Raw genomic sequence first — 25900 nt, 5'->3', positions numbered from 1 at the left:
TCAGCGACGCTGACGTGTTCGGAAGTCAGCAGATAGTATTCTGTGTTGTCTTCCCCCAGCGGGAAAGGCGACTGATAAACAAACTCTTTTTTTGACATGTGCTTCCAGCCCGTTGCTTATTTTTAGGTTTATTGCGCACGCCGCCCGGCGGCGTGCGGCGTTCGATTACAGGAATCCGTACATGGCGGCGAAGATCCAGCCAAACACGCAGGAGACGCTGACGCCAATCAGACCCGGCAGAATAAAACTGTGGTTAATGACGAAGCGGCCGATGCGGGTGGTGCCGGAGCGGTCGAACTGAATGGCCGCCAGATCGCTTGGGTAGGTTGGCAGGATATAGTAGCCATAGCACGCCGGTGCCGAGGCCACGATATAGGCCGGGTCCACGCCAATCGCCAGCGCGACCGGCACGATAGCCGCCAGCGCCGCCGCCTGAGAGTTAACGAACTTGGAGACCAGCAGCAGCACGATCGCGTAGGCCCACGGATACTCTTTTACCATCTCGCCCAGCACGCTCTTGATTTCGCCCATATGCGCGCCGAACATGGTTTCCGCCATCCAGGCGATGCCGTATACCGCCACGATAGCGATCATGCCTGAACGGAACACCTCGTTTTTTGAGATGGAGGCGGGGTTGGTTTTGGTCAGGATAATAATCAGCGCGCCGGTCAACAGCATAAACATCTGAATCACCAGCACCATCGACAGCGGTTTGCCGCCGAATGAGGGGCGCAGCTCTGAAAAGGCCCCCAGCAGCGCAACGACGGCGATGGCGGCAAGGAAGATCCACATGGCCAGCCAGTTGCTTTTCGGCAGCTTTTTATCCAGCAGCGTGGCGGTATCGCCGTAGACATAGTGGCGGTTTTCCGGCACGGAGATGAATTCCTGGAAGGCTTCGTCTTTGTCCAGATCTTTACCGCGGAACCAGCTGAAGATACCGATAGCCAGGATGCCGAGCAGGGTAGAGGGGATAGTGATGGAGAGCAGGTCAAGGAACTCAAGGTGCTTGCCGTTGAAGGTGAAGTTGCCCAGCATGGCGACCAGCGAAACGACCGCCACCGAAACCGGGCTGGCGATGATCCCCATCTGCGCGCCGATGGAGCTTGCCGCCATCGGGCGCTCCGGGCGGATATTATTCTTAATTGCCACGTCGTAGATGATGGGCAGGATGGTATATACCACGTGGCCGGTGCCGCAGAGGATCGTCAGCGTACAGGTGACGAACGGCGCGACGATGGAGACATACTTTGGATTGCGGCGCAGTAGTTTTTCCGCGATCTGCAGCATGACGTCCAGCCCGCCGGAGGCCTGCAGCGTGGCCGAGGCGGCAACCACCGCGATAATCACCAGCATGACGTCGACGGGCGGTTTGCCCGGCTGGAGATGGAAGACGAAAACCAGAATAACCAGACCGATCCCGCCTAATAAACCCAGCGCAATACCGCCCTTTCTGGCACCGTAAAACAGACATATTAATATAATGAGAAGCTGTAAACTAAATAACATCGACTTACCCTCGCGAAAAACCCAGTGAAATTTGCTAATTGGATCACAGCCACGCTCTGATTTTTATGAATGAGTTTCAGAACCTGGCGAAAAAGCCTTTGTCAGCGTGCTATCAGACGGTGCTCCTTAATATGTGCCGGAAACAGGCGATAGCGTTGCGATGTTCTGTTCCCTGATTACGCGCTTCTGGTTCAGCACCGGCGCGATTTAACATCGCAAGCGGGGCTATGAGTCCACGCCGTGAATTATTCAGGCCATAAAACGAAGTAAAGAAAGGGTCTGGCGATATCTGGCAAATGTTGTCCGGAGAGCAGCGTTCTCCGGCGATGGGCAGGCGTGTTATACAGGAGCCGCAGGAATGACGTCGGGCTATTCCGCAGTTGCCGGTCATGATAAAAAGAAGGTGTTTTTTGCGATCGCGTTCACACCGTTTATCTAAATATACATGCTGGTGTTTAAAAATTGTTGTTGGCTCACAGAATATTATTTTTTTCATACGACGTAGCACATTCCTCATTGCTACAGTATTAGTTTTTTTATGCCTGTCTGACTGTAATCCAGACTAATCCTTTCGGATTAAAAATACACATAATATCCGCATGGAAATAGTTTTTTAAGTTTTGTTAGCGTTTTTGAAATTAAAAACAATGTGCCGCCATGAAATTATAACCTTATGAATTTACAAAAGAACTGAGGCGGTGTCTGCTGCGTAATTCGGGCGGCGTGATAAAGCGCCGGGCGTTTTGAACGGCCGGAGAGCGCGCCATGAAGGGGTGAGGCCGGAAGGCCGTATCATGGGGCAGACCCTATAGCAGCGCCCGTTCAGCTTGCCGTATGGCGGGTATATTTATCATTAATGTGATAATTGTTATTAAATATAATGAGTCCGGCAGCCCGAACGCATTATTTTCTATTGGCAGTAGCGCTTGAGCAAGGAGTAATGTTCTGCCTGAACGCTATAGCGATACACCGGTCTGCCGGTTACGCCGTAGTGAATGCTGGTAAATAGAATATGGCAGTTCACCAGCCAGATAAGATATTTACGGCAGGAGACGCGGGAAATATTTACCGCGTTGGCCAGCTCGTCGGTAGAGAATTCATAATCCTGATGGGCGTCGATCCACTGGCACAGCGTGCGCAGAGTCTGCGGGGTTAAGCCCTTCGGCAGCCGTCGGGACTCCTGCTCGCCGGCGGCGCTGCCGTGAATCAGCCGGTCCAGCTCTGACTGCTCAAAATATTGTTGCTTCTCGATGGTCTTTTTCTTTTTCAACCAGCCGGTGAGCGCTTCCGTAAAGCGCGCGGCCTGGAACGGCTTAATCAGATAATCAGCCACGCCGTAGTGGAGCGAATCTCTGATTGTGGCGGCGTCGGCGGCCGAGGAGATAACGATGACATCGCTTTTGCAGCCGGATGCATGCAGCAGCGGCAGCAGATCCAGCCCGCTCTCTTTCTGCAGATAAATATCCAGCAAGATCAGATCGATTTGCATGTCGCCGTTGAAGATAAGCTCCTTTGCCCGCTCCAGCGTCGCGGCGGTCGCGCAGCACTGGAAACCAGAAATTTGCGCCACGTAGCGGCGGTTTAGCTCAGCCACCATGGCATCGTCATCAATAATTAAGACATTAATCACACGCGGGTCCTCTCCCCATCCCAGGGGATCTGTACAAAAAATTGAGTGAAAATCCCAGGTTCGGACTCTACCGAAATATTACCGTTGACGCTTTCAATCTGTTGTTTAACCAGCGCCAGCCCGACGCCACGTTCGCTTCCCTTCGACGAGACGCCTTTGGTAAAAATATGGTCGAGGCTATCGGGGGCGATCCCCTGGCCGTCGTCGCTCACTTCGCAATGCAGCCAGCCGTCGCTGTAGTGCAGGGAGACGTTAATCTCCCCGCCTGGCTCCGGCCCTGATGCCTCAAGGGCGTTTTCGATTAAATTACCCAGCACGGTAATCAGTATCGCAATCTGGTCTTCGCTGCTGCTGTCCGGCAGCAGGCTGTCGCTACTAATGGTTAAGGTATGGCCCGAATCAGACGCCCGGTTAATCTTGCTCAGTAAAAACCCGGCAATCACCGGCGACTTGATTTTTCCCAGCAGAGAGCCAATCTCTTCCTGATAGTTGTTCGCCGTCCTGATAATGTAATCTTCAAGCTGCTTATAACTCTTCAGGTGCAGTAATCCCAGAATCACATGGAGTTTGTTCATAAATTCGTGGGATCGTTCACGGAGTGAATCGGCGTAGTTAACCAGCCCGTCCAGCCGCTGTAACAGCTTACGAACTTCTGTCTTATCCCGGAAGGTGGAAATCGCGCCGATAATGGCACCGTTGCAGCGCACCGGTACGGTGTTAATCAGCAGCAGACGATCCTTCACGTTGATCTCTTCATCGCGGCGCGGCGTGCCGTCGCGCAGGACCTCGCTTAAGTCCACCACCTGCGACCACGCGCGGCTGAGGCTGGCGAGCTGCGTATCGCCCCGGGACGGCTGGTCGTTCAGCAGCGCGCGGGCGGCTTCGTTAACCAGCGTGACGTCGCCGCGCTCGTCAACGGCGATGACCCCTTCCTTTATCGACTGCAGCATCGCCTGGCGCTGCTCGAACAGCGTGGAAATTTCGTATGGCTCCAGGCCAAACAGGATGCGCTTAAGCACTTTCACCAGTATCCCGGTGCCGAGCAGGCCCACCAGCACACCGATGAGTACCGACCAGATAATGCTCCAGCGGCTGTCGTTAATCTGTGCGGCGACCCGGCTCAGCTCCAGACCGATGGCCACCACGCCGATCTGCCGCTGCTGCTCGTCATAAATGGGGGTAAACACGCGCAGCGCTCTTGCCAGAAAGCCGCGGTTAATGGCGATATTCTCATGACCCTGCAGCGCCAGCAGAATATCGTCACCTTTAAACGGCTGGCCGATGCGCTGGGATTCCGGATGGGAATAGCGGATGCCCTGCATGTCGGTCACCACGATGAACAGCATATCGTTGCGCTGGCGTACCGCCTCGGCAATGGCCTGGATGCCGCTGTGGGCGGGAGCTTTCCGTAGCCCGTCGCGGATACCCGGGGAGTCGGCGAGGCTGCGGGCGACCGCCAGCGCTTTATCCGCCAGCGCTGCGCGGGTCATTTCGCTGATCTGTGAGAAATAAAACAGGTGCACCACCAGCAGCACGGAAAAGAGCACCGCGCTGACCATTAAAATCACCGTCGTACCGAGCTTCATCGGTCGTTTGCGTCGCAGGGAGCGTTTCATCGTGGTCCTGATATTACCCGTCGTGCGGGTATTATCTCTGATGGGATGCGTAATTCAAAGGCGGTGGAAACGTTGGCCCACAGCGACGCTCTTATGCTGTGACCGGGGCGTAATTCGGCTTCTCCATGCCGCTCTCCACGCCTGGCCGCTGGGGCAGATCTATCCGCCCGCGTCGCCGGAACTGGATTTGTTTAAAAATTGTTTTTTAACTGTTCGTTGTTTATGCTACATTTTTGTTTTGTATAACCATCTATAAACATTATTTCTACAATTATTGACACATCGGGCGGCAATTATTGTTTTGGCTAAGTATTTTGCTAAAATGCATATCCTCTAATCCCCCTGTTGTTTATTTGATTGTTATCTCTGATAAGCCAGAGATTATTAATCGAAAACTCCTGAAAAAACGTTATTTGAGAATGTTCGCTAACTGCCGCGAGATATAAATCACTGTTAAAGTAAACTGCGAGTTATAAATGCGTATGTCTTTAGCGGCGTCTGAAGTGCTTTGTGCGTGAATTTGCATTTGGTAACATTCCGGGCAGTTCAAGGAAGTGCCGCTAATTAACGCTGGAGGATATTAGCGTTAATTATTAAATGGATGTTGCAAAAGCAAAACTAAGAGTTAGGAACTAACGGAGCGAACAAAAACGCAATGTGATAACTCTTAATTTCTCTCAGGATATTAGTACAAACAGGATAACGTTATGAAATTGAATAAAGTCGCTATGGCTGTCGCTTTTACGGCTGCACTGGGCTCTACATCTGTTCTCGCTGCCAACACTAACGGCACGATTGAATTTCAGGGTGAACTGGTAAATACCGCATGCGGTCTGGCACCTAGCTCCAGCCCGGTAAGCGTTGACTTCGGTCAGGTTCCGGTATCTGCTCTGGCTAATGGTGCCCGCGCTGGTAACGTTCAGAAAAACATTGAACTGCAGCACTGCGACACCACCGTTGCTACCAGCGCTGTGGTTTCATACACCCCGACCAGCCTGAACCCGGCTGACACCACGCTGGCTGCCTTCACTTCCGGCACCGCGTCTGGCGCGGGTATCGGCCTGCGCGACAGCGCCAGCCAGGACGTTGTCTGGGGCCAGCCGACTACGGCTGTGACGCTGGTTGACGGTACTAACAACATTCCTTTCGTAGCCTATCTGAAAGCGGACAACGCTGCCAGCAACGTAACTGCGGGCGCATTCCAGTCCACGATCAACTTCCAGATCGCTTACCAGTAATTTTACCGGTAACTGAAGTGCGGGAATGTTCCCGCACTTTTCAATGTGCTAAACCAGCGCCAGGGAGGCCACGATGAAAATAAGCAAAAAAGTGCTGATGGCGGTCTGTTCATGCCTGCTGCTGAGCACTGTTCATGCCGCCACCCCTACTTATACGCCGGGCGAGTTAATTATGACCGGTGAAATTATTGAAGCCGCCTGCAGCATCGATCCTACCAGCCGCGATATCGAAGTCCGATTCGGCGACATTTCCGCTACGGCGATCGCCAATAATGATGTCAATAACGTGACCCGCCCGTTTACCGTGCGCCTTGTCGGCTGTTCCTTTATCAGACGAGACAATTCCGCCAGCCGTTATCCTTATGCCACGATTATGTTTACCGGCAACGCGACGGCCTCCGATCCTAATACTCTGCTGCCGGTCGGTGAGGCCAGCGGTTTTGGTATTCGCTTGCGCGATCGCAATGGCTCTGTTTTATCGTTGGGCAAGCCCTCCGCTGAATATGAATTAAGCGATAAGAACAACATTCTGCAATTTTCTGCCACTTTGGTGCCTATTGAGCAAGATATTAAAGCCGGTAGCTTCTACGCCAACGCCCAATTTTTCATGGATTACAACTAAAAAATAAAGACGAAAAGCTTAGCGATTTTAATAGATTTATTCGGGACGAAAAATCATGTCGGTAATGTTGAAAACAAAGATGACGATAGCAGCCTTACAGATAATAAGCATCTGCTATGTCGGATCTGTCTGCGCAGAAGATAACGTTGAATTTAATACCGATGTACTGGATGCGACGGATCGAACCCGCATCGACTTGTCTCGCTTTTCAACGGAAAACTATATCACTCCCGGCGACTATCTGTTGGATATTCGCATCAACGGCCAGGACGTCAGCCAGCAAAAGATTAGCTACGTTGCGGCTCCGGATGGCAAGCGTTCTCTGCCCTGTATTCCCGGCGATCTGCTGGAGAAGCTGGCCCTGAAGGAAGAGGCCCGGCTGATGGTGAAGCAGGTCTACGAGAACTGTTACTCCCTGGAAAGTTTGCCCGGCGCGAAATTAACCAACTACGCGGGCGTGCTCGATATCGTCGTGCCGCAGGCGTGGATGAAATATAACGATCCCAGCTGGACGCCGCCTGAACGCTGGGATGCCGGGGTCGCGGGCTTTATCTTCGATTACAGCCTCAACGGGCAGGTGACCCGCCAGCTGGACGACAGCGACGACTATCATTCGCTGTCAGGCTACGGCCAGGCGGGGTTCAACCTCGGTGCCTGGCGTCTGCGCGGTGAGTATCAGACCAGCTATTACAGCAGCGACCATCGGTACGACTTCGACTGGAACCAGATTTACGCCTATCGCCCGCTGCCGATGATGGCGGCGAAGCTAACGCTGGGTGAAATCTATCTGGATTCAGAGGTGTTTGACACCGTGCGCTTTACCGGGATGAACCTCTCCAGCGATGAGCGGATGCTGCCGCCGGCCCTGCAGGGTTACGCTCCGGAGATCCGCGGTATCGCCCGCACCAGCGCGAAGGTTACCGTCAGCCAGAGTGGGCGAATCGTCTATGAAACCACCGTCCCGGCGGGACCGTTCAATATTCAGGACCTGCGCAACTCGGTGCGCGGTACGCTGGACGTGCGCGTAGAGGAGCAGGATGGTTCGGTTTCCACTTTCCAGGTTAACACGGCCAACATTCCCTACCTCACCCGGCCGGGCTATGTGCGCTATAACCTCGCAGGCGGTGCGCCCTCGCGCATTAACCACAAGGTTCAGGGGCCGTTCTTCCTGTCCGGCGATTTCTCGTGGGGGATCAGCAATGCCTGGTCGCTTTACGGCGGCCTGCAGTCGGCGGGCGAAGAGTATACCGCCGCCTCGGCGGGTATCGGGCGCGACCTGAGCCTGCTGGGGGCGCTTTCCGTGGATGCCACCGAGTCCTGGAGCCGGAAGCCCGATGGCGATCGCCTGAAGGGCACCTCCTATAAGCTGAGCTACGCCAAGACCTTTGACGAGTACCACAGCTCGATTACCTTCGCGGGCTATCGTTTTTCGCAGAAAGAGTTCCGCTCGATGGCGCAGTATCTTAACGAGCGCTATCACGACTATAAAAACACCGGGCGGGAAAAAGAGCTGTACACCATTACCGCCAATAAGACCTTCTGGGCTGACGAAGCCGGGAAAGCCACGACGCTGTTTTTGTCCTATACCCATCAGAACTACTGGAACAGGCATAGCCAGGATCGCTACGGCGCGTCCATCGGGCGCACCTTCCGTATCGGCGATATTAGCGGTATCAGCACCAGCCTGTCGGCCTGGCGGACGGATTATGAAGGCAAGAAAGATGACTCCATCTCTTTCTCCATTTCGGTGCCGATCGGCGATAACCGCTGGGCGGGGCTTGATACCCAGACCAACAACGGGAAAACCAGCCCGATGCTGTCCTACACCGACAACAGCGATTACAACAATCTGTGGCGTATTCGCGCCGGGGCCAGTCGGGACGGCGACGCCAGCGTTGACGGCTATTATCAGCATCGTTCGCAGCTGGCTGAGATCAATACCACCGCCAGCTATCAGCAGCATCGCTATCTGGCGCTGAGCACCACCCTGCGCGGCGGCTTTACCGCCACCCGCCACGGCGCGGCGCTACATAACAGCGGCGCGACGTTAAACACCGCGCGCATGATGGTTGATACCAACGGCATCAGCGGCGTACCGCTGAACGGGCAGACGGCGAAGACCAATCTTTTCGGCATCGCCGTCGTGCCGGACGTGGTGAGCTACTACAGCTTTGACACGCGCATTGACGTTGACGCTATGGACAGCGATATCGAACCGGCGAAAGCCATCAATACCACCACCCTGACTGAAGGTGCCATTGGCTACCAGGCCTTTGGCATGGCGAAAGGGCTGAAGCTGATGGGAACGCTGCGCCTGGCGGATAACAGCGAGCCGCCGTTTGGGGCAGAGGTGCTGAACGCCGACGGCGTCAGCGTAGCGATGGTGCTGGAAGATGGTAAGGCGTGGCTGGCCGGGGTTAACCCTGGTGAAACGCTAAACGTAATGTGGGGCGGCAAGCAGCAGTGTCAGATTTCGATACCTTCCGGGACAACGGAGCAGAGCGGGACCGCGCTGCTTCCCTGTCGCTGAACGTTGTCGGTAAAGCGTGATATTACCCTGTAATAAAAGGCCAAAAATGAGCATGAAAAAACATTACGGATACTGGATCGCGGCCGCTGCCTTATGGGCATTAGGCAGCGGCGCGCAGGCGGGCGTTTCACTGGATCGCACCCGCGTCATTCTTACCGAAAAAGATACCTCGGCAAGCGCAAACTTGTCGAACACCAGTCCGGATATTCCCTTTCTTGCGCAGTCGTGGGTGGAGGATGAAAAGGGCAACAAAATCACCTCGCCACTGGTTGTGCTGCCTCCGCTTCAGCGCATCAATGGTGGACAGAAGGGGATTGCCCGCGTCACGAAAACCGACGGCATAGATAAGCTGCCCACCGACCGGGAAAGCCTGTTTTATCTGAACGTCAGGGAGATCCCGCCGAAGCCGGATAAGCCGAACGTGCTGCAGCTGGCGATGCAATCGCGCATCAAGCTGTTCTACCGGCCGGCGGCGGTGATCCCGAAAACGAAAAGCGAAATCTGGCAAAACCAGGTGGTGTTTCAAAAGAGCGGTACGCAGATGACGGCGCAGAATCCGACGCCTTACTACGTCACCATCATTGGCCTGACAAATGCGTCGGGGCAAAAAATTACCCGCTTTCCAGGGATCATGATTGCGCCGAAGTCCAGCCTGCAGTTTGCGATAACCGAGGCGGGAGTGAGCCAGTTCTCCATGATGTACGTGAACGACTACGGTGGTCATCCGGAGCTGAAATACCGCTGCGAAGGAAATACCTGTAAGGCGCTGCCGCCTGCGCAGCAGGGTTAATGACAAGGTGCCGGACCCCTCTTGTCCGCGGTCTGGATACCAGGCCCGCAGACGGCGGGCGCGGGTAAGAGTGATGGTCGGATAGGTTTAAAAAGGGAGGACCTGCGATGCGTTTAACAGGATGGTTTACCTGGCGAAAGCGTCTGTGCTGGACGATTGGCGCGCTGCTGCTGCCCGGTGTGGCGTGGTCGACTGTCGATGGCGAAATTGTTCCGGTTAACGGAACCTATGATTATCTGGTGACGCTGAGCAACCAGGATATTACCTCTAACCAGGCGGGCACGCTGATTACCGATGAGTTTGACCTTTCCAGCCATTTTCCCGGTCGGGCGTACTGCGCCCAGCCGATGAGCGCCCAGCCGGTCTACTTTTCGTCGCAGGCGACGCTGACCCAGTCCGGAAACAGCCCCGGCTATCTGCGGCTGAACGACTACATGGACGTCAAAATCGAGATCTATATCGGCGGCTACCTGCGGGAGTACAGAACGGTGCCGTTTGAAGCTGTCTCCAATAAGGCCAATCAGAACTACTGCACCCCGCCCAGCACGGTGCTGGATAACCAGTTTGCCTCCGGCGCGAAGGGGAAGGTGACCTTTATGATTACCAAACCCATCATCAATGGCGTGAATTTACAGGGCACGGAGATTGCCCGGCTTTTCGGCCGTCTGGGGCCGGGCGCGATGGGGCAAACGGCGCTCTCCCGGGTCACGATTGCCTCCGGCGTGATTACCGTTCCGGATAAATGCGTTGTGAACCAGGGAACGCCGATCGTCGTCGACTTCGGCACTATTCCGGGCAGCGGCAGCAAGCTTAACGGGATTAACTTCAGCAAAAGCGTACCGATTCACGTGAAGTGCGAGGGCGGAAGCTTCTCCCAGGGGGCGCTTAATATCAAGCTGGGTATCCAGCAGGCGAATCCGGCCTTTGACGATGGCAAATATCTGAGCACCACCGGTTCGGTAGATCGTTCAGAGTTGGGCATTGCCCTGAAGGACAGCGCCGGGCCGGTCACGCCGAACGTTTTTTATAACGTTCCCGGATTTGCCAATAACGAAGGGGACTGGAATCTGATCGCCGCGCCGATAGCAAAAAGCGCGACGTCCGTTATTCCGGCAGGGGAATTTCGCGCTTCCGCCACGGTGGTGGCCGAATTCCAGTAAGGAGGATATATGAACCGAACGAGGGCAATGATGCTCCTTGCGCTGGCATTCCTGATCCCGCAGCCTGCTCTGGCGGCAGGGGAGCTGAGCGGCGGCGACCTTACCTTTAAGGGTGTGGTGGTGGCGTATCCGTGCAGCATAGCGCCGGAGTCTGAACGGGTGCCGGTGGATTTTGGCGAGATATCGATTCAGTCACTGTTCGCCAGCGGAAAAACGACGCCAATTCCTTTCAGCATCAAGCTGGTGGACTGCTCGCCAGACGTGTTTGATTCCGTCACCGTGACGTTTGACGGGGTGCAGAATGCGCAAATGGCCGATCGCCTGGCCATCGTCGCCAAAATGCCTGGAAACGCGAGTGGCATAGGGATCGGTCTGCTGGAAGCTGACGATACGCCCGTGAAGCTGGGAGTTGCCACCCGGCCGACAACGATCAGCAGCACCACCATGCAGCTGGATTTTCAGGCGTTTGTGGAGGCAGAGCCGGATGCTATTGCCAACGGCACCGCCACCACCGGCGCATTTACCGCAGCGACAAATTATACATTGCATTATCAGTAACCGGCCCGGGGGATACACGTCATGATGGATCAGTGCTTCCTGTACGATAAAAATGTATTTTTTTCCCAGGGGATAAAGATGGTTATCTCGAATATGTTTGCGGATAACCCTGATATCTCATTTACCTTGACGGATGACTATTACAAGCTGATTGATATCCTGCAAAAAAACGCCAGTGAAGAGAAAAATATCTGGATATTTTGCGATGTCGACAGCCTGCCGCGCGAACGTTTTCGCGCGCTGCATTTGATGAAAGAGTTTTATCGCTATGAGCATAAAAAGCTGATTATGCTACTTAGCGAACATAATATGCCACTCTTTTTTGCGCTTTACTCGCTGTTGCCCAACGCCCACTGGCTGCTGAAGACCGAGGATGTGGAAAATATTCAACCATTCTTAAAACAGCTTCTCAGCACCGGGCATAATATCAGTTGCTTTAGCCATTCGCTGGTGGATTATGCCCGGCATAAGTTACGTAACGGCCAGGTGAATTACACGCTCTCTGGCAACGAGTGGTGGTTAATGGAAGAAATACTGAAAGGGAAGTCGCTCTCACAAATATCCTGTGAAGTTAATGTGGATGTGCGTCGACTCAGTTATATCAAACGTCACCTGATGAAGCGATTGAATATTCGCAATAATATTGCGCTTTTTGACGCTTTCAAAGGCATTTTTCCCTAAGGTTTTAGGTTTATCGGAGTAGAAATACCCCGATATGGTAGTGCAGGTAATCCCTAAATTATTTCAGCCGTAGAGAAAATACATTGCGCATTTTTGAACGGTGTCGACGTGCATCCCGAAAACGGGATAACCCCGGCGCCGGCGTGGCCTGAAATATTACGGGGATATACCCTAAATAATTCGAGTTGCAGGAAGGCGGCGACGCAGTGAATCCCCAGGAGCTTACTGGAGTAAGTGACTGGGGTGAGCGAGGAAAGCCAACGCACATGCAACTTGAAGTATGACGGGTATAAATACGTTTAACTGAAACAAGGAATAGAGATGAAAAAGATTACTGCTGTTGAAGCTGCTGGTGTCATTGGCGGAACTTGCCGGGTTTGCTATACCAATTATAAAACTGTGACTATCGGCGGCGTTACCGCCTGCCGTCAGGTAACCACCTGCCGGGATAAGTTTGGCAAACGGGTTTATATTAAACCTACCGCAGCCGCTAACTGCGGCGGCGTTCCGAACCGTTAATTATCAGGCACTGCCTGAACTTTATATAGAGGGAGTTTCTCCCTCTATGCCCGTCATACTTCAAGTTGCATGTGCGCTGGCTTCGGGTTACTCGTCTCATCCATGAGACTCACCCTGACGGGCCGCCGCTGCGCGGCGTTCAAATCTGCTCCGGGCAGATTTGTCGCTCACCCCGGTCACTTACTCCAGTAAGCTTCCGGGGATTAATGAGAGACATCCTGCGGCTGTTCAAATTCGTTCCTGACGAATTTGTCACTGGGTTGCCGCGTGATTCGGCCTGAGGGCCTCACCCCTTCGGGGCCAGCCCGGGGGCTGTTCAAAACGCGCTGCGTTTTGACGCGCAACTAAGCGCCTGGCACATGACGGGGATATAGCCCACGGATTTTTAAGCTGTCTTATGACGGCATAATGAGCTTAGCGATATTAAAGGATTCGGGAAGGTATGTCGCTAACGCCGGTGCGGTTTGCAAATCCAGGGTATAACACTTTCACTGATTCGTCACGAGAATAATATGGTTACTCAGTTTAAGCGCATCAATATTATCGGCTATTCATTGCTTCTGGTTATTATGTCTTCGCTGTTAACGATCCTGTTTTATCATATTTTTGTTTTTAATACCTTTGCTGCCGCAGACGATCGAACTCAGGCGCTGCGTGAGGTAACGGCAGAGCAGGTGGCGACCAGCCCGATTACGGAAACGAACAGTATTATCGAAGTCCTCTCCTACGGCTGCCATTATTGCGCGGAAATAGAAAGTAATATGCTGGAGTTCGCCCGTACCCTGCCGTCGGGAAGCACCTTTAAAACCATCCATATCGCCAGTGACAATAATGACGGGCTGGCGGCCTGGGCCTCGCTGTTCGCCACCCTGGAAGAGATGGGTATTGAGGATCGGTTCCGCGACAGCGCATGGAATGCGGTGCTGGCCCGTAATATTAATCTGGCTGATGAAGAGGCGCTCACCGACTGGCTGAATAAAAACGATATCGACGTGGAGACCTTCCGCTCCGTACGCCGTAGCGATGCGGTAAACGCGCGCCTGAAATATATGAAGGACATCACCCGCCATTATGCGATCGACGCCACGCCGGTATTTATCATTAATAAACGCTATGTCGTCGCCCAGGATAGTGATTTCCCTGAGTTCGCCCGGCGTCTGCGCCAGCTGCTCAGCGAGGAAAAATAACCATCGTGGTCAGATTCCTTATTGTCTGGAGCGTATTTAGTGCGAAAGACTGCGTCGATAAACTTTACGCGCTACGCCGCGTTTTCTCCCGCAGCGGCAGCTTTGTGCTGCGCAAAATTTTGCGCTACGGCCATCTGCCGACGCTGCTGATTATCGCGCGGGCGCTCTGCGCGCTGGGGCTGGCCGGGCGCGACGTCCGCCGGCAGAACGCGGTGGCAACCGCTAACTACCGCTGTCTGACGGGCGACAAAGGGCGTATTAATGCCGTCTGGATCGCCGTACGCCGTCGTCTGCTGGAAGAGGCGGCGACCCGGGGGAAAAATAGGCGGCTACGGCGGGAGATCCGGCGCTGCGCCCGGCAGCTTGACGCCGTTGTCGCGCCGCTTCACCAGGCCAGAACCCCCTATATTCTGGCTCCGCTGCACACGGTTTCTGACGTGCTCGCCGGCATGGTTGGTGCCCGGGTCACGCCGGGGAGCGCGGGGGTGGTGATCTCCTCGAGCGCGGAGCGTTATACCGCGGAGGCGCGCGCCCTGTATGGTGAGCGGCTCTCCTGGTGTTCCATTCATCAGCACAGTAATTTCCTGGCCTCGGAGCTGGCGTCGCTGATTACCGACGTGGCCGTCGGCGAGCGAAACATGATTATCTTTCCCGATATTACGCCGGACTACACCCAGCAGGCCGAAGGGGCGCTGGTCGCAAAATTACCGTGTCGTCTGTTTGGCCGCCCGGCGCGATTGCACAGTGGCGTGGTGCGTCTTGCCGGCGTCATTTCCGCGCAGGTTATCTTTTACCACCTTAGCTACCGGCGCGGGCTGCGTATCCATATTCATCCGCCGGTGGCGGCGAAACAGTCGGCTGCGGCCCTGCCAGGGGTCATTGAGCAGACGCTGCGCCAGTATCCGCAGGAGTGGCTGCTCTGGCACAGCCACTCCCTCTATTTTATTAATCATTAGACCGCAAAATGAAAACCACGATACCCGATCTTATTTTTCAGGAAGAAACTAACGAGTGCGGGCTGGCCTGCGTGGCAATGCTGGCGCAAACACAGGGACGTCCTGTTTCGCTGGAAACCCTGCGTGAAACGTTTCCCGCCTCCGATCACGGCTCCTCCCTCGATACGCTGGAGCAGATCCTCGCGCGGCTGGGGATCGCCACCGCGCCGGTGCTCTTTGAACCCCATGAGCTAAGCCAGCTGCCGCTGCCGGCTATTTTGCACTACGGCGCCAGCCACTACGTGCTGCTGGCCTGGCGGAAGGGTAACCATGTTTGCGTGATGAATCCGGCGGTCGGCGAGCAGTGGCTGCCCTTTGCCGCCCTGAAGCAGGAGATCAGCGGCTATGCGCTGATCGTTGAACCGGATCGACAGCTGACGGCGGATCCGGCCCTGCCCAGGGAGAGCCGGGAGAGGGCCGCGCCGCGCGCCATGAGCCTGCGGGAAACCGCCGTGGTGCCGGGTATCTACCGCCTGATGATGCTGACCTTCCTGGTGTCGCTGACCCTTTTTCTGATGCCCGTTATGGTTAGCAATGCCATTAACCAGGCCTTCTCCAGCGCCGAAAGCGGCGCGTTTCCGTACGGCTGGTTTATCGTGGCCTTTGTGGTCTCAACGCTGTTGGCGCTGGGCGTCAGGATCCTCAGCGAGCGCTATATCAAACGCTTTGTGCTGATTAACAGCGGGCTGGGATTTTCCCGCCTGCTCAGTAACCCGCTGCGTTTTTTCGAAAAGCGCGCGCCGGGGGAGATATACAGCCGCTTTACCGCCTGGCAGGAGGGCCTGCTGGATAAAATCGAGCTGGATAACGGCCTGCGGACCGACTGGGTGATCTGTGCCATCGCGCTTGCGGTGATGTTCTGGATTGCGCCGGTGCTGGCGGCAATTTCAGCGGCAGGCGTTACCGTTATGGGAATTATCAGCATCTGGGCGGTGATCCGCGATCGCTGGTATACCCAGCAGCTGCAGCTGAAGGGGGCCGCCCTGAATGATTTTTTTATGGAGACGCTGCAGGGGATCCTGACCGTTAAAACCGCCGGGCTGGAGAGCCAGCGACAGTCGCTGTTCGCCTGGTTCAGCTACGATCTCTTCACCTGTCTGCAGCGGCAGAAGATTTATCAGCAGATCAAAGAGGGGCTTTACCAGTTGACCGGCAGCCTGGAGATGGTGATTTTTATGCTGGTGGTGCTGCCGATGGTGCACGGCAAGCTTATCTCACTGGGGGATTTTTTTGCCTACAGCTTTCTGCGTCAGATCTTTACTTCCTACGTCACCAGAATCTTTTTTTCTATTATCCAGAAATCACAGCTGCATATTCTGGACAGCCGGGCGCATAGCCTGTTCGTATCGGAGGACAAGGAAAGCGTCCCCGACCTGTTTGGACAGCCGCCCGCGGACAGCGTGCCGGATCTCTGCTTTGAAGAGCTGTGCTACCGCTACGATCCGCAGACGCTGATTCTTGATTCGCTCTCTTTCTCGCTGGCGGCGGGTGAACAGATCGCTATCGTCGGCGAGTCGGGGGCGGGAAAAAGCACGCTGCTGCGGCTGATTGCCGGCCTGTTCTCCCCCCAGAGCGGCGCGTGCTACGCCGGTGATACGCTGCTTCTGCGCCAGCAGCTGGCGCAGTTCGTCTACCTGCAAAGCCAGGAGGACATCCTGTTCAATGCCTCCGTACGTGAAAATATTACTCTGTTTGACACCCACTATCGCGAGAGCGACCGTGGACGCATTGAGGCGCTGCTGGCGTCGCTGGCGCTGGATGAGGTGATCCAGGGGCTGCCCGGCGGCATTGACGCGCTGATTCGCGAAAGCCACGCCGCGCTCTCTCTCGGCCAGCGCCAGCGCCTGCTGCTGGCGCGGGCGCTGTACAGCCCGCGACCGGTGCTGCTGCTTGATGAACCCACCGCCAATCTGGACGACGAAACCGCCGCCGTGGTTATGGCGGCGGTGCACGCTCACTGCCGCCGCACCGGCAGGTCGCTGATTGTGGTTACCCACAGCGAGCAGGTGCTGGCGGGATTCCAGCGGGTTTATCAACTTATCGACGGACGGCTGGTTTCCGCCGAGGAGGCGCGGCCGACGGCGCTGGAGATGAACGCATGAAGCAGTGGCGCAGATTATCTCGACCGGCCCGCTGGCTGGCGGTGGGGGGAGGGCTGGCGCTCGTTGCGCTGGCCTGCGCCCTTATCGTGCAGACGGCGTCATCTTCAGCGCCGGAGAGCCAGCGGCTTGAAACTATCGGCAGCGGCGATATCGAAAAGGTGGTGCTGGCGACGGGCACCCTGAAGCCGGCGGTGCAGGTCAACGTCGGGGCGCAGGTTAACGGTCAGCTGCGCAGGCTGTACGTTCGCCAGGGCGACAGGGTGAAAAAGGGGCAGCTGCTGGCTGAAATTGACCCGACGCTTCAGGAATCCGAACTGAATAACGCCCGGGCGCAGCTTGCCAGCGCCAGGGCGCAGAAGCGCTCCGCGGAGGCGACGCTGTGGCGCTACCGCCGGGAGCTGGAGCGCCAGAAGGCGATGATGCGCGACGGCGCGGGCGTGCGCAGCGACTACGAGCAGGCGCAGGCGGATTATGACGCGCAGGTTCAGCAGATTGCGGTCAATGATGCGCAGATTGTACAGGCGGAGATGACGGTGAAAACCGCCGTCGCCAACCTCGGCTATACCCGCATTCTTGCGCCTATCGACGGTGAGGTACTGGGTATCGTCACCCGGGAAGGGCAGACCATCGTCTCCTCGCAAATGGCTCCAACGATCCTGGTGCTGGCGGATCTCGATACCATGCAGGTACAAACGCGCATTTCCGAGGCCGATGTCCAGAAGATCCGGCCCGGCCAGCCGCTGTGGTTCTACGCGATCGCCAACCCGGAGAAGCGCTATACCAGCCAGATGGGTTTTGTACAGCCCGCGCCGCAGGAGATGCTGGAAGAGCAAAATATGGGCGGCAGGAGCGGCGGCCAGCAGCCCACGGCGGTTTATTACAACGGCACCTTTGCGGTGGCAAACGACCAGCGCGAGCTGAAAACGGCAATGACGGCGCAGGTATTTATTCGTATTGCCGAGGCGAAGGGCGTTTTGCGCGTACCGGTTGCCGCCCTCGGCCAGGCGCTGGACGCTGAACGCTATTACGTCACCCTTTTCGACCAGGGCCGTACCGAAACCCGCATCGTCCGCGTCGGCATTAACGATCGCCGCTATGCCGAAGTGCTGGAAGGGCTACAGGAAGGGGATCGCGTGGTGCTGCCTCAGGAGACGACGCAGGAATAGATCATGGAGCCGATTATTATTTTACGCCACGTCTGCCGGAGCTTTACCGCCGGTACGCAAACCGTTCCGGTGCTCAACGACATTTCGCTTACCGTCAGCGCCGGGGAGATGGTGGCGATTATGGGGGCCTCCGGTTCGGGGAAATCCACTCTGATGAATATTATCGGCTGTCTGGATAAGCCGACCTCGGGCGAGGTGTTCATCAACGGTACGCCGGTGCACCAGGCCGACAGCCTGCGGCTGGCCGAGCTGCGTAGCCGCTATCTGGGCTTTATTTTCCAGCGCTACCATCTGCTGCCCTGGCTGACGGCGGAGGAGAATATCGCCATTCCGGCGCTCTACACCGCTATGCCGGAGGAGGCGCGGCAGGCGCGCACCCGCTCGCTGGCACGCAGCCTGGGGCTGGAAACGCGGCTGAACCACCGGCCGGCGCAGCTTTCCGGGGGCCAACAGCAGCGGGTGAGCATCTGTCGCGCGCTGATCAACGGCGCGCAGGTGATCCTTGCCGATGAACCGACCGGGGCCCTCGACAGCGTGAACGGCAGGGCGCTGATGGCGGTGCTGCGTCAGCTCCACCTCGCCGGACATACGGTGATTATCGTTACCCACGATCCCGGCGTGGCCCGCCAGGCCCAGCGGATTGTGGAGATTGGCGACGGGCAGATTATTCGCGATGAGCGCTATGCAAAGGCGGATGCGCCTGCCGCCGCCGCGCTGCCCGCGCAGGATAATGGTCGCGCCTCGCTGGGGCGCGGCGTGTATCAGTCTCTGCGCATGGCCTGGCGTTCGCTGCTTGGGCATCGGATGCGCGCCTTTCTGTCGATGCTGGGGATCATTATCGGCATCTCCTCGGTGGTGTCGTCAATGGCCGTTGGTGAAGGGGCGCGGCGGACGATCATGAGTGAGATCGGCAAGCTTGGCAGCACGACGCTGGAAATACGCCCCGGCACCGGCTGGGGAAACCTGCGTCCGGAGATGGAGCGTGCGCTGACGCTGGAGGATGTGAAAAGCCTGCAAAAGCTGTCGTGGGTGCTGGGCGTCTCGCCGGTGGTCAGCAGCACGACCACCGCGATCCGCAAAGGCGGGGAGACGTCGATGATGCTCTCCGGCGTTTCGCAGGACTACTTCGCCCTGCAGGGGGTGCGCTTTCTGGCGGGCAATGGTTTCACCGCCCGCGACGTCGTCGACGGCGAGCCGGTGCTGATCCTCGACGAGGCCGGGCGCGATGCACTTTTTCCTGATGGGGAAGATCCGCTGGGGAAAATTGTGCAGATCGCCGGTGCGCCGTGGCGGGTGGTGGGCGTGGCGGCGAAGCCTGGTCCTAAAGTTGTGGGCGGGTTTATGGCCGCCTGGGTTCCCTGGAGCGCTCTGCAGCAGCGGGTCACCGGCGAAAAACCGCTGGAAGCCATTACCCTGCGTTTTCAGGAGAGCCTGTCGCCACAGGAGGCGACGCGAAGCGTCGAGCGGCACCTTATCCGCGAGCACGGCAAAAAGGATTTCTTCACCCAGACCGACGATCAGATAGCCAACGCCATGCAGAAAACCGCCGACTCGATGTCGCTGTTGATTACCGCCATTGCGGCGATCTCGCTGCTGGTTGGGGGCGTGGGGGTGATGAACATTATGCTGGTCTCGGTGACGGAGCGTACCCATGAGATCGGCATTCGCCTGTCGGTTGGTGCCCGGCCTGCCGATATCATGAATCAATTTCTGATTGAGGCGGTGCTGATCTGCGCCCTTGGCGGGCTGATCGGCGTGGCCTGCGCCGGGCTTGCCGGGGTGGTTTTTTCCCGGCTCACCGACGCCTTCTCCATGGTGTTTACCGCCCTTCCGGTAATGATGGCCTGCGGTTTTTCCGCGGTTATTGGCCTGACCTTTGGCTATTTCCCGGCGCGCAGAGCGGCACGCCTCGATCCGACGGAGGCGCTGGCCCGCGAATGAAAATTTCCTCTCTGCTTATGCTGATTGTGCTGCTGAGCGGCTGCGGGCATTTCACCCGCAGCGATTACCAGCGGCCCATGCTCTCGCTCCCCACGCGCTGGCAGCCCCCCGCCGTGGGGGAGGCCGGGGAGGTGCGCTACGCCAACTGGTGGCAGCGCTTCGGCGATCCCCGCCTGTCCAGAACCATCGAGCAGGTGTTAGTCAGCAATAACGATCTGGCCACGGCGGCCATTACCCTGCAGCAGGCGCGGGTGACCGCCGGACTGAGCAATACCAATCTGACGCCGGACGTGGCGGTGAGCGGTTCCGCCAGCAACAGTAAAAATTTGCGCTACGGCACGCCGCCCCAGGAGAGCTACAGCAGTTCCCTGACGCTCAGCTATGAGCTGGATCTCTGGGGCAAGCTGGCGCGCACCCGGGAACAGAGCGAGTGGCAGGCCATCGCCAGCGCCGGTGATTATGATGCGACGGTGCTGTCAACCATTGGCACCACCGCCCGCCTCTACTGGAATATTGCGCTCTATAACCAGCAGATCCGCAATCAGAAGGCCGGAATTGCCATTGCGGAACAGACGGTGGCGCAGGTTGAGTCGCGCTTTAACGCCGGAAAGGTAGGGCAGCTTGACGTGCTACAGGCGCATCAGACGCTGCTCAGTCGTCGTAATCAGCTGCGCACGCTGGAGCAGCAGCGGGAGAGCGATCGCAACGCGCTGGCGCTATTGCTGAACCGCCCGGCGGAGCAGCACGCGGATGAACGTCTCTTCCTGGACGTGAGCCAGCAGGTGCCGGTTCGGGCGAGAACGCCGCTGAACGTGATCGCCCGCCGCCCCGATATTCAGGCGGCGGAAGCGCGGCTGCGGGCGGCGCTTGCCGGCTATGATGCTTCGCGGCTGGGCTTTTACCCGTCGCTGACGCTGGACGCCTCGCTCAACGCGGGCAGCCAGCTTTTCAGCCGCTGGTTCAGCGATCCCATCCGCACCGTCGGCAGCGCGCTGACGCTGCCGTTTATTCAGTGGAACACCGTGCAGCTTACCGTGCAGCAGGCCAGCCTGCAGGTCAAACAGGCCGCAGTAACGTTTCGTAGCACCGCTTACTCCGCGCTGGCGGAGGTGGATAACGCTATGGAGCGGCGGCAGAGCGCAGAGGAGCAGCGCGCCCGCCTTCAGCGGTCGCTGGCCCTCAGCCAGCAGCGTCTGGCGCTGACTGAAAGCCGCTACCGCGCGGGCGCGGTGGATTTTCAGACGCTGCTTGACGCGCAGGACGACCTGCTGACCACGGAAAATACCCTTGCCCAGACCCAATACGACTACCTCTATGCCACGCTGCAGCTATGGTTGGCGCAGGGAGGTGGTGAAACGCAATACAGGATAATTGCTGATGAAACAGACACATGACATTAAGCGCGTCGTCGTTACCGGATATGGCGCGGTCACCCCGCTTGGCGCAACGGCGGACGAAAGCTGGCAGGCGATAATGGAAAAACGGCTGGGCTACCGCTACGTGGACAGCGGTATGCACACGATTAAAACCCGTTTTCTTGGGCTGGTGAACATCGAGCCGAACCTGAGAGAGGTGCCTGCCGCCATCCGACGGCGTCTGCCGCGCTTTGCCCGCCTGACGCTGGGGGCGGCGCGCCAGGCGATGACGATGGCCTTCGGCGAACAGACGCCCCAGACCTTTTATCACTCGCTGGAGTGCGGCGTCATCATGGGCACAGGCTGGGCCGGGCTGGACGAAAGCTATGAGTCGGGCGAGGCATTTCGCCAGAACGGCGTCGCCTCGCCGTTTAGCTGTTTCTTTACCATGCCCAGCGTGACCACCGCCGCCTGCAGCCAGCTCTGGGGGCTGAACGGCTACCAGAATACCGTGGTTGCCGCCTGCGCCACCGGCACCATCGCCATCGGCGAGGCGTTTGACGCCATCCGCAGCGGTAAAGCGCAGATGATGCTGGCCGGGGCCGGGGAATCCCTCACCAGCCGCTGCGCGATCTGGAATATTGATGTGCTGGGCGCGCTGAGCAAGGAGACGGAGGACCCACAGCGGGCAAGCTGTCCGTTCAGCGCCCGGCGCAACGGCTTTGTTCTTTCCGAAGGGGCCGCCGTGCTCTGTCTGGAAGAGCGGGAGCGGGCGCTGGCGAGAGGGGCGACGATCCTCGGCGAGGTGACCGGCTACGCGAACTACTCCGACGGCTGGGATTTTACCTCGCCGGCCGAGGATTGCCTGGCCCGGGTTCAGGCCATCGGCCAGGCGCTGCGACAGGCCGGGCTGGAGCCATCGCAGCTGGACTATATCAACGCCCACGGCACCTCCACGCCGCTGAACGACATTAACGAAACCCGGTCGCTGAAGATGGCGCTGGGCGACGCGGCGTACGCGATCCCGGTCTCCAGCACCAAATCTTACTCCGGACACCTGATTTCGGCGGCGGGCAGCTTTGAAAGCATTGTCTGCCTGCAGGCCATCGCCCAGGGCGTTATGCCCGCCACGGCGAACTACCGTGAGGCCGACCCGCAGTGCGATCTTGACTACATCACCGAGGGGCACCGCGAGGGCGACATTCGCCGGACGCTGAACCTGAGCTTTGGCTTTGGCGGTGCCAACGCGGCGTTGATCCTGGAGAAGCACCCGTGATGCCGCTGCGCTATACCCGGCACGATGCCCGGCGCTGGGCGGCGTTTTCCGGTGACTATAATCCCGTGCATTTTGATAAAGCGTGGGTGAAAGCGCAGGGGGGCAGCGCGCTCAGCGTACACGGGATGCGGGCGCTGCTGGATGTGAAGCACTTTATCAGCCCCCAGTCAGCCGGGACGCCTTATCTGAAGTTTACCGCCCGGCTGCGCAGGCCGCTGTGGCGTGATGCCGACTATATCCTGTGGCGTGCCGGGAAGAAAAACGCCGCGGCGACAGTTACCGCAGCCGCGGATGAACTGCCCTGCCTCGCCTGTCAGCTGGTGCCGGCGTCGAAGCTGACGCTGCCCGCGACGGAGAGCCAGCACGTGCTGGAGAGCGATGAGCTGGCGACGCTGCAGGCGCTGTTCGCATCGCTGCTTGCGGATGCCCGGCGCTGGCATTTTCTCGATGCGCTGCTGTTTCGTCATCTGATACAGGATACGACGCTGCTGCGCCAGCAGAGCATTGCCGCGCTCCTGCCGCCGTGCGCCACGCCGGGCGCGCTGTTTCAGCGCTATCCCGTGGTGCAGACCCATCAGGAGCTTCTCTTTGACAGCCGCCTGCTGGCTCCCTGGCAGCCGGATGCGTCGCCGCAGGCGCTGACTATCGACACGCTGACCGCATTGACGGTAGGGGATTTGCAGCAGGGCATGATTGTGCGTATTGCCGCCGCCACCCGCTGGCAGAATTTACCGATCGGCAGCGCCATTACTCTCAAGGTCGGCCCCGTCGCCGCCTGATAACATAAGGAGCAACCCGTGAGTCATTATGAAACCATCTATGAAAAAGTGAGCGAAACGCTTTGTGAGGCGAAAGACAGGGAGCCTGGCTCTCTGTCGCCGGAAATGACCCTGCCTGACCTGGCGCTGGATAGCCTCGACTACGTTGAGCTGATGGTGCTGGCAAAGCGTGAGTTTAACGTCACGCTGGAGACCGGAATGTTTCTGTCCCGGCCTTTTATGACCCTCAGCGAGCTGTGCCAGCTGATTGAGCAGGAGATGGCGGGCTGATATGGCGCGAAAATGGGTACTGATTACCGGCGGAAGTCGGGGCATAGGGCGGGCGCTGGTAACGCACCTGCTGCCGGAATGGAATGTTGTCTTTACCGGGCGTCGTGAAGAGGGAATTAAGCAGACGCTGGCGCTGGTGCAGAATCTCTCCCCCTCCGGCTGGGTTAAAGGCATACGCTGCGACGGCTGCGACGAGGCGCTGGTAACCCGGCTGGGCGGAGAGCTGATTGAGGCGTTTGGCGCACCGGCCGCCGTGATTCATAACGCGGGAATGACCGTGGATGCGCTGCAGATCCACCAGGACGCGCAGATCTGGCGCAGCCTGCTTGATAACAACCTGGTGGCCATCGTCAACTGGCATCAGACGCTGCTCCCCGCGATGATGACCGAAGGGCGAGGCGCTGTGCTCCTGATGTCTTCAGTGAGCGCGATAAAAGGCAATCCCGGGCAGACCGCCTATGCCGCCAGCAAGGCGGCAATGATGGGGATGGCGCGTTCGCTGGCGCGGGAGGTTGGCCGTTTTGGGCTTCGTGTGAATTGCCTGGCACCGGGGCTTATTCATGGCGAGATGGTGCAGGCGATACCAGAGTCAAAGCTGAAGGTGATGCGCCAGAATATTCCGCTGCGGCGGCTCGGCCAGGCACAGGAGGTCGCCCAGGCGGCAGCGTTCCTGATCGGTGAGGGGAGTGGCTATATAACCGGACAAACCCTGATTCTGGACGGTGGACTGTCCGCCTGAACGTGCCAGTCCGGCGGCCAGTCTTCGGGATTCAGCGCGGAGCGAGCCGGTTGATTCGCTCAACCAGCCTGCGCCGTTCTCTGACTGAATCCTGGTAAATTTGCATAATGGCCCTGTGGTGATTCTGGACGATATACGCCAGCTCAGGCGCAATTTCCCCGGTCTGGGCCATGCGGGCGAAAAATTCCGTCTGCGTGGTAATATCCTGAAGCAGCGAAGTGATAAACACGCCGGCCCTGAGTATACGCACTTCCAGCCGGGAGATGGAATGCGTGTCCTTTTTATCCAGGGCCTGACACCAGCTGGCAATGTCCTGAATTTCCGTAATGGGAGAGAGCGTCGCCCAGGCCGGGCTGAGGCCCTCTTCGCCATCTCCGGGAATCGCACGGGAAAGCTGCGAGAGATTGTGCAGAAAGCCTCCCGTTTCAATTTTCAGGCATTGAGTGGGGGCAATTCCCAACGCTCTGGCCAGGTAGCCGGATATTCGCCCGGTCGCCAAAGAGTACTGGACGCCGTGCTGGCTGAAACCGTCGATATGGAACGCCAACATGGCGGCGATATCGCGAAAATTATGCAGGGAGATATAGTCGTTATGGATCCGGGGTATTTCTTTAATGTAGTCGTTGAAATCGGTTGACTGTAATCGCTGCCAGCTGCCGTCGACGTGAAAAAATTTATGAAACGCGGAGATATATTCTGGCTTGAACAGCGAATTGCCGCCGTTAAGGATCGTAGCGCTTATTTTTTCTTTTGCCTGTAACAGCTGCTGCTTGTTATCGCCGGCAATCAGCACATCAATACGGTCGGCAAGATAAATAATATGGCTCTCTTCCGGCACCTTTTTCCCGTTAATCCACGCGCCGCGACCGTGATCCCAGCGGGTATGATGGTAACGTACAATGTCGCTTAGCGGTGACAGCAGCGGAACGCTGGCCAGCAGTTCACCGCCAATTGCCGCGTGGTCATTATGTTCAGTATCATCAAAGGCCAGCGGCTGAAGCCGAGCCTCTTCGTTTAAACCTCCGGTGTCGTGAAGCAGACCCGCCAGCAGCGTTTTACGACATTGCGCCGGGGTAAAATCGGCCGCGTTTGCCAGTTGCCAGGCAATAAATGCGGTTCTGACATGATGTAAATTAAGCTTTGGGTTAATCATGTCAATTATTTTTGAGATACAAGCCAGGGTTTCTATAAAGTTTATATTCATGGTGTATTAGAAAGTTAACTTATTATTATGCTGTGT

General features: G+C 57.3%; 23 protein-coding genes. 18 read left to right on the top strand and 5 right to left on the bottom strand.

Annotated features, from left to right (window positions below):
- From GJV78_RS23630 to GJV78_RS12910, 4 genes are all read right to left on the bottom strand, one after another.
- Nucleotides 1–98, bottom strand: a 98-nt coding sequence (locus tag GJV78_RS23630; RefSeq protein ID WP_230979134.1) for a hypothetical protein, incomplete at its 3' end; no start/stop codon positions are given.
- 67 nt (nt 99–165) lie between these two features.
- Nucleotides 166–1506, bottom strand: coding sequence for an anaerobic C4-dicarboxylate transporter DcuB (gene dcuB, locus GJV78_RS12920; RefSeq protein WP_155108742.1), 1341 nt, complete (start codon nt 1504–1506; stop codon nt 166–168).
- 910 nt (nt 1507–2416) lie between these two features.
- Nucleotides 2417–3136, bottom strand: coding sequence for a two-component system response regulator DcuR (dcuR, locus tag GJV78_RS12915; protein ID WP_167519552.1), 720 nt, complete (start codon nt 3134–3136; stop codon nt 2417–2419).
- The gene (locus GJV78_RS12910; protein ID WP_155108741.1) at nt 3133–4752 is read right to left on the bottom strand and encodes a sensor histidine kinase; all 1620 of its coding nucleotides are present in this window, start codon (nt 4750–4752) and stop codon (nt 3133–3135) included. Before GJV78_RS12910 ends, dcuR begins: the two co-directional genes overlap by 4 nt.
- Before the next feature lie 707 nt (nt 4753–5459).
- Between GJV78_RS12910 and GJV78_RS12905 the strand changes: the two genes are divergently transcribed.
- From GJV78_RS12905 to GJV78_RS12820, 18 genes are all read left to right on the top strand, one after another.
- Nucleotides 5460–5990, top strand: coding sequence for a fimbrial protein (locus tag GJV78_RS12905; RefSeq protein WP_155108740.1), 531 nt, complete (start codon nt 5460–5462; stop codon nt 5988–5990).
- Between the two features lie 73 nt (nt 5991–6063).
- On the top strand, nt 6064–6612 hold the full coding sequence (locus tag GJV78_RS12900) for a fimbrial protein (protein ID WP_155108739.1): 549 nt from the start codon (nt 6064–6066) through the stop codon (nt 6610–6612).
- A gap of 55 nt (nt 6613–6667) precedes the next feature.
- Nucleotides 6668–9142: a fimbria/pilus outer membrane usher protein gene (locus GJV78_RS12895; protein ID WP_155108738.1), complete on the top strand. Its 2475-nt coding sequence runs from the start codon at nt 6668–6670 to the stop codon at nt 9140–9142.
- 46 nt (nt 9143–9188) lie between these two features.
- Nucleotides 9189–9932, top strand: a complete 744-nt coding sequence (locus tag GJV78_RS12890) for a fimbrial biogenesis chaperone (protein WP_155108737.1) — start codon at nt 9189–9191, stop codon at nt 9930–9932.
- Between the two features lie 107 nt (nt 9933–10039).
- Entirely contained in the window at nt 10040–11092 is a 1053-nt protein-coding gene (locus GJV78_RS12885) for a fimbrial protein (protein ID WP_155108736.1), read from the top strand.
- 9 nt (nt 11093–11101) lie between these two features.
- Nucleotides 11102–11650, top strand: a complete 549-nt coding sequence (locus tag GJV78_RS12880; RefSeq protein ID WP_155108735.1) for a fimbrial protein — start codon at nt 11102–11104, stop codon at nt 11648–11650.
- 93 nt (nt 11651–11743) lie between these two features.
- Complete coding sequence (locus GJV78_RS12875) at nt 11744–12331, top strand: DNA-binding response regulator (RefSeq protein WP_230979129.1); 588 nt, start codon at nt 11744–11746, stop codon at nt 12329–12331.
- 321 nt (nt 12332–12652) lie between these two features.
- Complete coding sequence (locus tag GJV78_RS12870; protein ID WP_155108733.1) at nt 12653–12850, top strand: DUF4762 family protein; 198 nt, start codon at nt 12653–12655, stop codon at nt 12848–12850.
- A 512-nt stretch (nt 12851–13362) separates the two neighbouring features.
- Nucleotides 13363–14037, top strand: coding sequence for a DsbA family protein (locus GJV78_RS12865; protein ID WP_155108732.1), 675 nt, complete (start codon nt 13363–13365; stop codon nt 14035–14037).
- Nucleotides 14038–14042: 5 nt separating this feature from the next.
- Nucleotides 14043–14993: a lysophospholipid acyltransferase family protein gene (locus tag GJV78_RS12860; RefSeq protein WP_167519551.1), complete on the top strand. Its 951-nt coding sequence runs from the start codon at nt 14043–14045 to the stop codon at nt 14991–14993.
- Between the two features lie 8 nt (nt 14994–15001).
- On the top strand, nt 15002–17134 hold the full coding sequence (locus tag GJV78_RS12855) for a peptidase domain-containing ABC transporter (RefSeq protein ID WP_155108731.1): 2133 nt from the start codon (nt 15002–15004) through the stop codon (nt 17132–17134).
- Nucleotides 17131–18300, top strand: coding sequence for an efflux RND transporter periplasmic adaptor subunit (locus GJV78_RS12850; RefSeq protein ID WP_155108730.1), 1170 nt, complete (start codon nt 17131–17133; stop codon nt 18298–18300). The genes GJV78_RS12855 and GJV78_RS12850 overlap by 4 nt, the downstream gene beginning before the upstream one ends.
- Before the next feature lie 3 nt (nt 18301–18303).
- Nucleotides 18304–20241, top strand: a complete 1938-nt coding sequence (locus tag GJV78_RS12845; RefSeq protein ID WP_155108729.1) for an ABC transporter permease — start codon at nt 18304–18306, stop codon at nt 20239–20241.
- Nucleotides 20238–21635 carry a TolC family protein gene (locus tag GJV78_RS12840; RefSeq protein ID WP_155108728.1) on the top strand — a complete coding sequence of 466 codons (1398 nt, stop codon included), beginning with the start codon at nt 20238–20240 and terminating at the stop codon, nt 21633–21635. Before GJV78_RS12845 ends, GJV78_RS12840 begins: the two co-directional genes overlap by 4 nt.
- On the top strand, nt 21619–22872 hold the full coding sequence (locus GJV78_RS12835) for a beta-ketoacyl-[acyl-carrier-protein] synthase family protein (RefSeq protein ID WP_155108727.1): 1254 nt from the start codon (nt 21619–21621) through the stop codon (nt 22870–22872). Before GJV78_RS12840 ends, GJV78_RS12835 begins: the two co-directional genes overlap by 17 nt.
- Nucleotides 22872–23651, top strand: a complete 780-nt coding sequence (locus GJV78_RS12830; protein WP_155108726.1) for a MaoC family dehydratase — start codon at nt 22872–22874, stop codon at nt 23649–23651. The genes GJV78_RS12835 and GJV78_RS12830 overlap by 1 nt, the downstream gene beginning before the upstream one ends.
- 18 nt (nt 23652–23669) lie before the next feature.
- Entirely contained in the window at nt 23670–23921 is a 252-nt protein-coding gene (locus tag GJV78_RS12825; protein ID WP_167519549.1) for an acyl carrier protein, read from the top strand.
- A 1-nt stretch (nt 23922) separates the two neighbouring features.
- Entirely contained in the window at nt 23923–24660 is a 738-nt protein-coding gene (locus GJV78_RS12820) for an SDR family NAD(P)-dependent oxidoreductase (RefSeq protein WP_155108725.1), read from the top strand.
- Between the two features lie 31 nt (nt 24661–24691).
- Here the strand turns inward: GJV78_RS12820 and GJV78_RS12815 are convergent, their stop codons facing one another.
- Nucleotides 24692–25864, bottom strand: a complete 1173-nt coding sequence (locus GJV78_RS12815; RefSeq protein WP_155108724.1) for an HD-GYP domain-containing protein — start codon at nt 25862–25864, stop codon at nt 24692–24694.
- Between the last annotated feature and the right edge of the window lie 36 nt (nt 25865–25900).

The organism is Intestinirhabdus alba, from assembly GCF_009711095.1.
In the GTDB taxonomy this organism is placed as follows: domain Bacteria; phylum Pseudomonadota; class Gammaproteobacteria; order Enterobacterales; family Enterobacteriaceae; genus Intestinirhabdus; species Intestinirhabdus alba.
The sequence above is the reverse complement of the archived record's forward strand: the minus strand, read 5'-3'. Positions and strand labels throughout refer to the sequence as shown.

What these genes read in the sequence shown, in the direction of transcription:
- GJV78_RS12870 (WP_155108733.1), top strand. Translation starts at nt 12,653, where the DNA reads ATGAAAAAGATTACTGCTGTTGAAGCTGCTGGTGTCATTGGCGGAACT.
- GJV78_RS12830 (WP_155108726.1), top strand. Translation starts at nt 22,872, where the DNA reads ATGCCGCTGCGCTATACCCGGCACGATGCCCGGCGCTGGGCGGCGTTT.
- GJV78_RS12885 (WP_155108736.1), top strand. Translation starts at nt 10,040, where the DNA reads ATGCGTTTAACAGGATGGTTTACCTGGCGAAAGCGTCTGTGCTGGACG.
- GJV78_RS12845 (WP_155108729.1), top strand. Translation starts at nt 18,304, where the DNA reads ATGGAGCCGATTATTATTTTACGCCACGTCTGCCGGAGCTTTACCGCC.
- dcuB (WP_155108742.1), bottom strand. Translation starts at nt 1,506, where the DNA reads ATGTTATTTAGTTTACAGCTTCTCATTATATTAATATGTCTGTTTTAC.
- GJV78_RS12880 (WP_155108735.1), top strand. Translation starts at nt 11,102, where the DNA reads ATGAACCGAACGAGGGCAATGATGCTCCTTGCGCTGGCATTCCTGATC.
- GJV78_RS12890 (WP_155108737.1), top strand. Translation starts at nt 9,189, where the DNA reads ATGAGCATGAAAAAACATTACGGATACTGGATCGCGGCCGCTGCCTTA.
- GJV78_RS12900 (WP_155108739.1), top strand. Translation starts at nt 6,064, where the DNA reads ATGAAAATAAGCAAAAAAGTGCTGATGGCGGTCTGTTCATGCCTGCTG.
- GJV78_RS12875 (WP_230979129.1), top strand. Translation starts at nt 11,744, where the DNA reads ATGTTTGCGGATAACCCTGATATCTCATTTACCTTGACGGATGACTAT.
- GJV78_RS12895 (WP_155108738.1), top strand. Translation starts at nt 6,668, where the DNA reads ATGTCGGTAATGTTGAAAACAAAGATGACGATAGCAGCCTTACAGATA.
- GJV78_RS12820 (WP_155108725.1), top strand. Translation starts at nt 23,923, where the DNA reads ATGGCGCGAAAATGGGTACTGATTACCGGCGGAAGTCGGGGCATAGGG.
- GJV78_RS12855 (WP_155108731.1), top strand. Translation starts at nt 15,002, where the DNA reads ATGAAAACCACGATACCCGATCTTATTTTTCAGGAAGAAACTAACGAG.
- GJV78_RS12840 (WP_155108728.1), top strand. Translation starts at nt 20,238, where the DNA reads ATGAAAATTTCCTCTCTGCTTATGCTGATTGTGCTGCTGAGCGGCTGC.
- GJV78_RS12835 (WP_155108727.1), top strand. Translation starts at nt 21,619, where the DNA reads ATGAAACAGACACATGACATTAAGCGCGTCGTCGTTACCGGATATGGC.
- GJV78_RS12815 (WP_155108724.1), bottom strand. Translation starts at nt 25,864, where the DNA reads ATGAATATAAACTTTATAGAAACCCTGGCTTGTATCTCAAAAATAATT.
- GJV78_RS12910 (WP_155108741.1), bottom strand. Translation starts at nt 4,752, where the DNA reads ATGAAACGCTCCCTGCGACGCAAACGACCGATGAAGCTCGGTACGACG.
- GJV78_RS12905 (WP_155108740.1), top strand. Translation starts at nt 5,460, where the DNA reads ATGAAATTGAATAAAGTCGCTATGGCTGTCGCTTTTACGGCTGCACTG.
- GJV78_RS12865 (WP_155108732.1), top strand. Translation starts at nt 13,363, where the DNA reads ATGGTTACTCAGTTTAAGCGCATCAATATTATCGGCTATTCATTGCTT.
- GJV78_RS12850 (WP_155108730.1), top strand. Translation starts at nt 17,131, where the DNA reads ATGAAGCAGTGGCGCAGATTATCTCGACCGGCCCGCTGGCTGGCGGTG.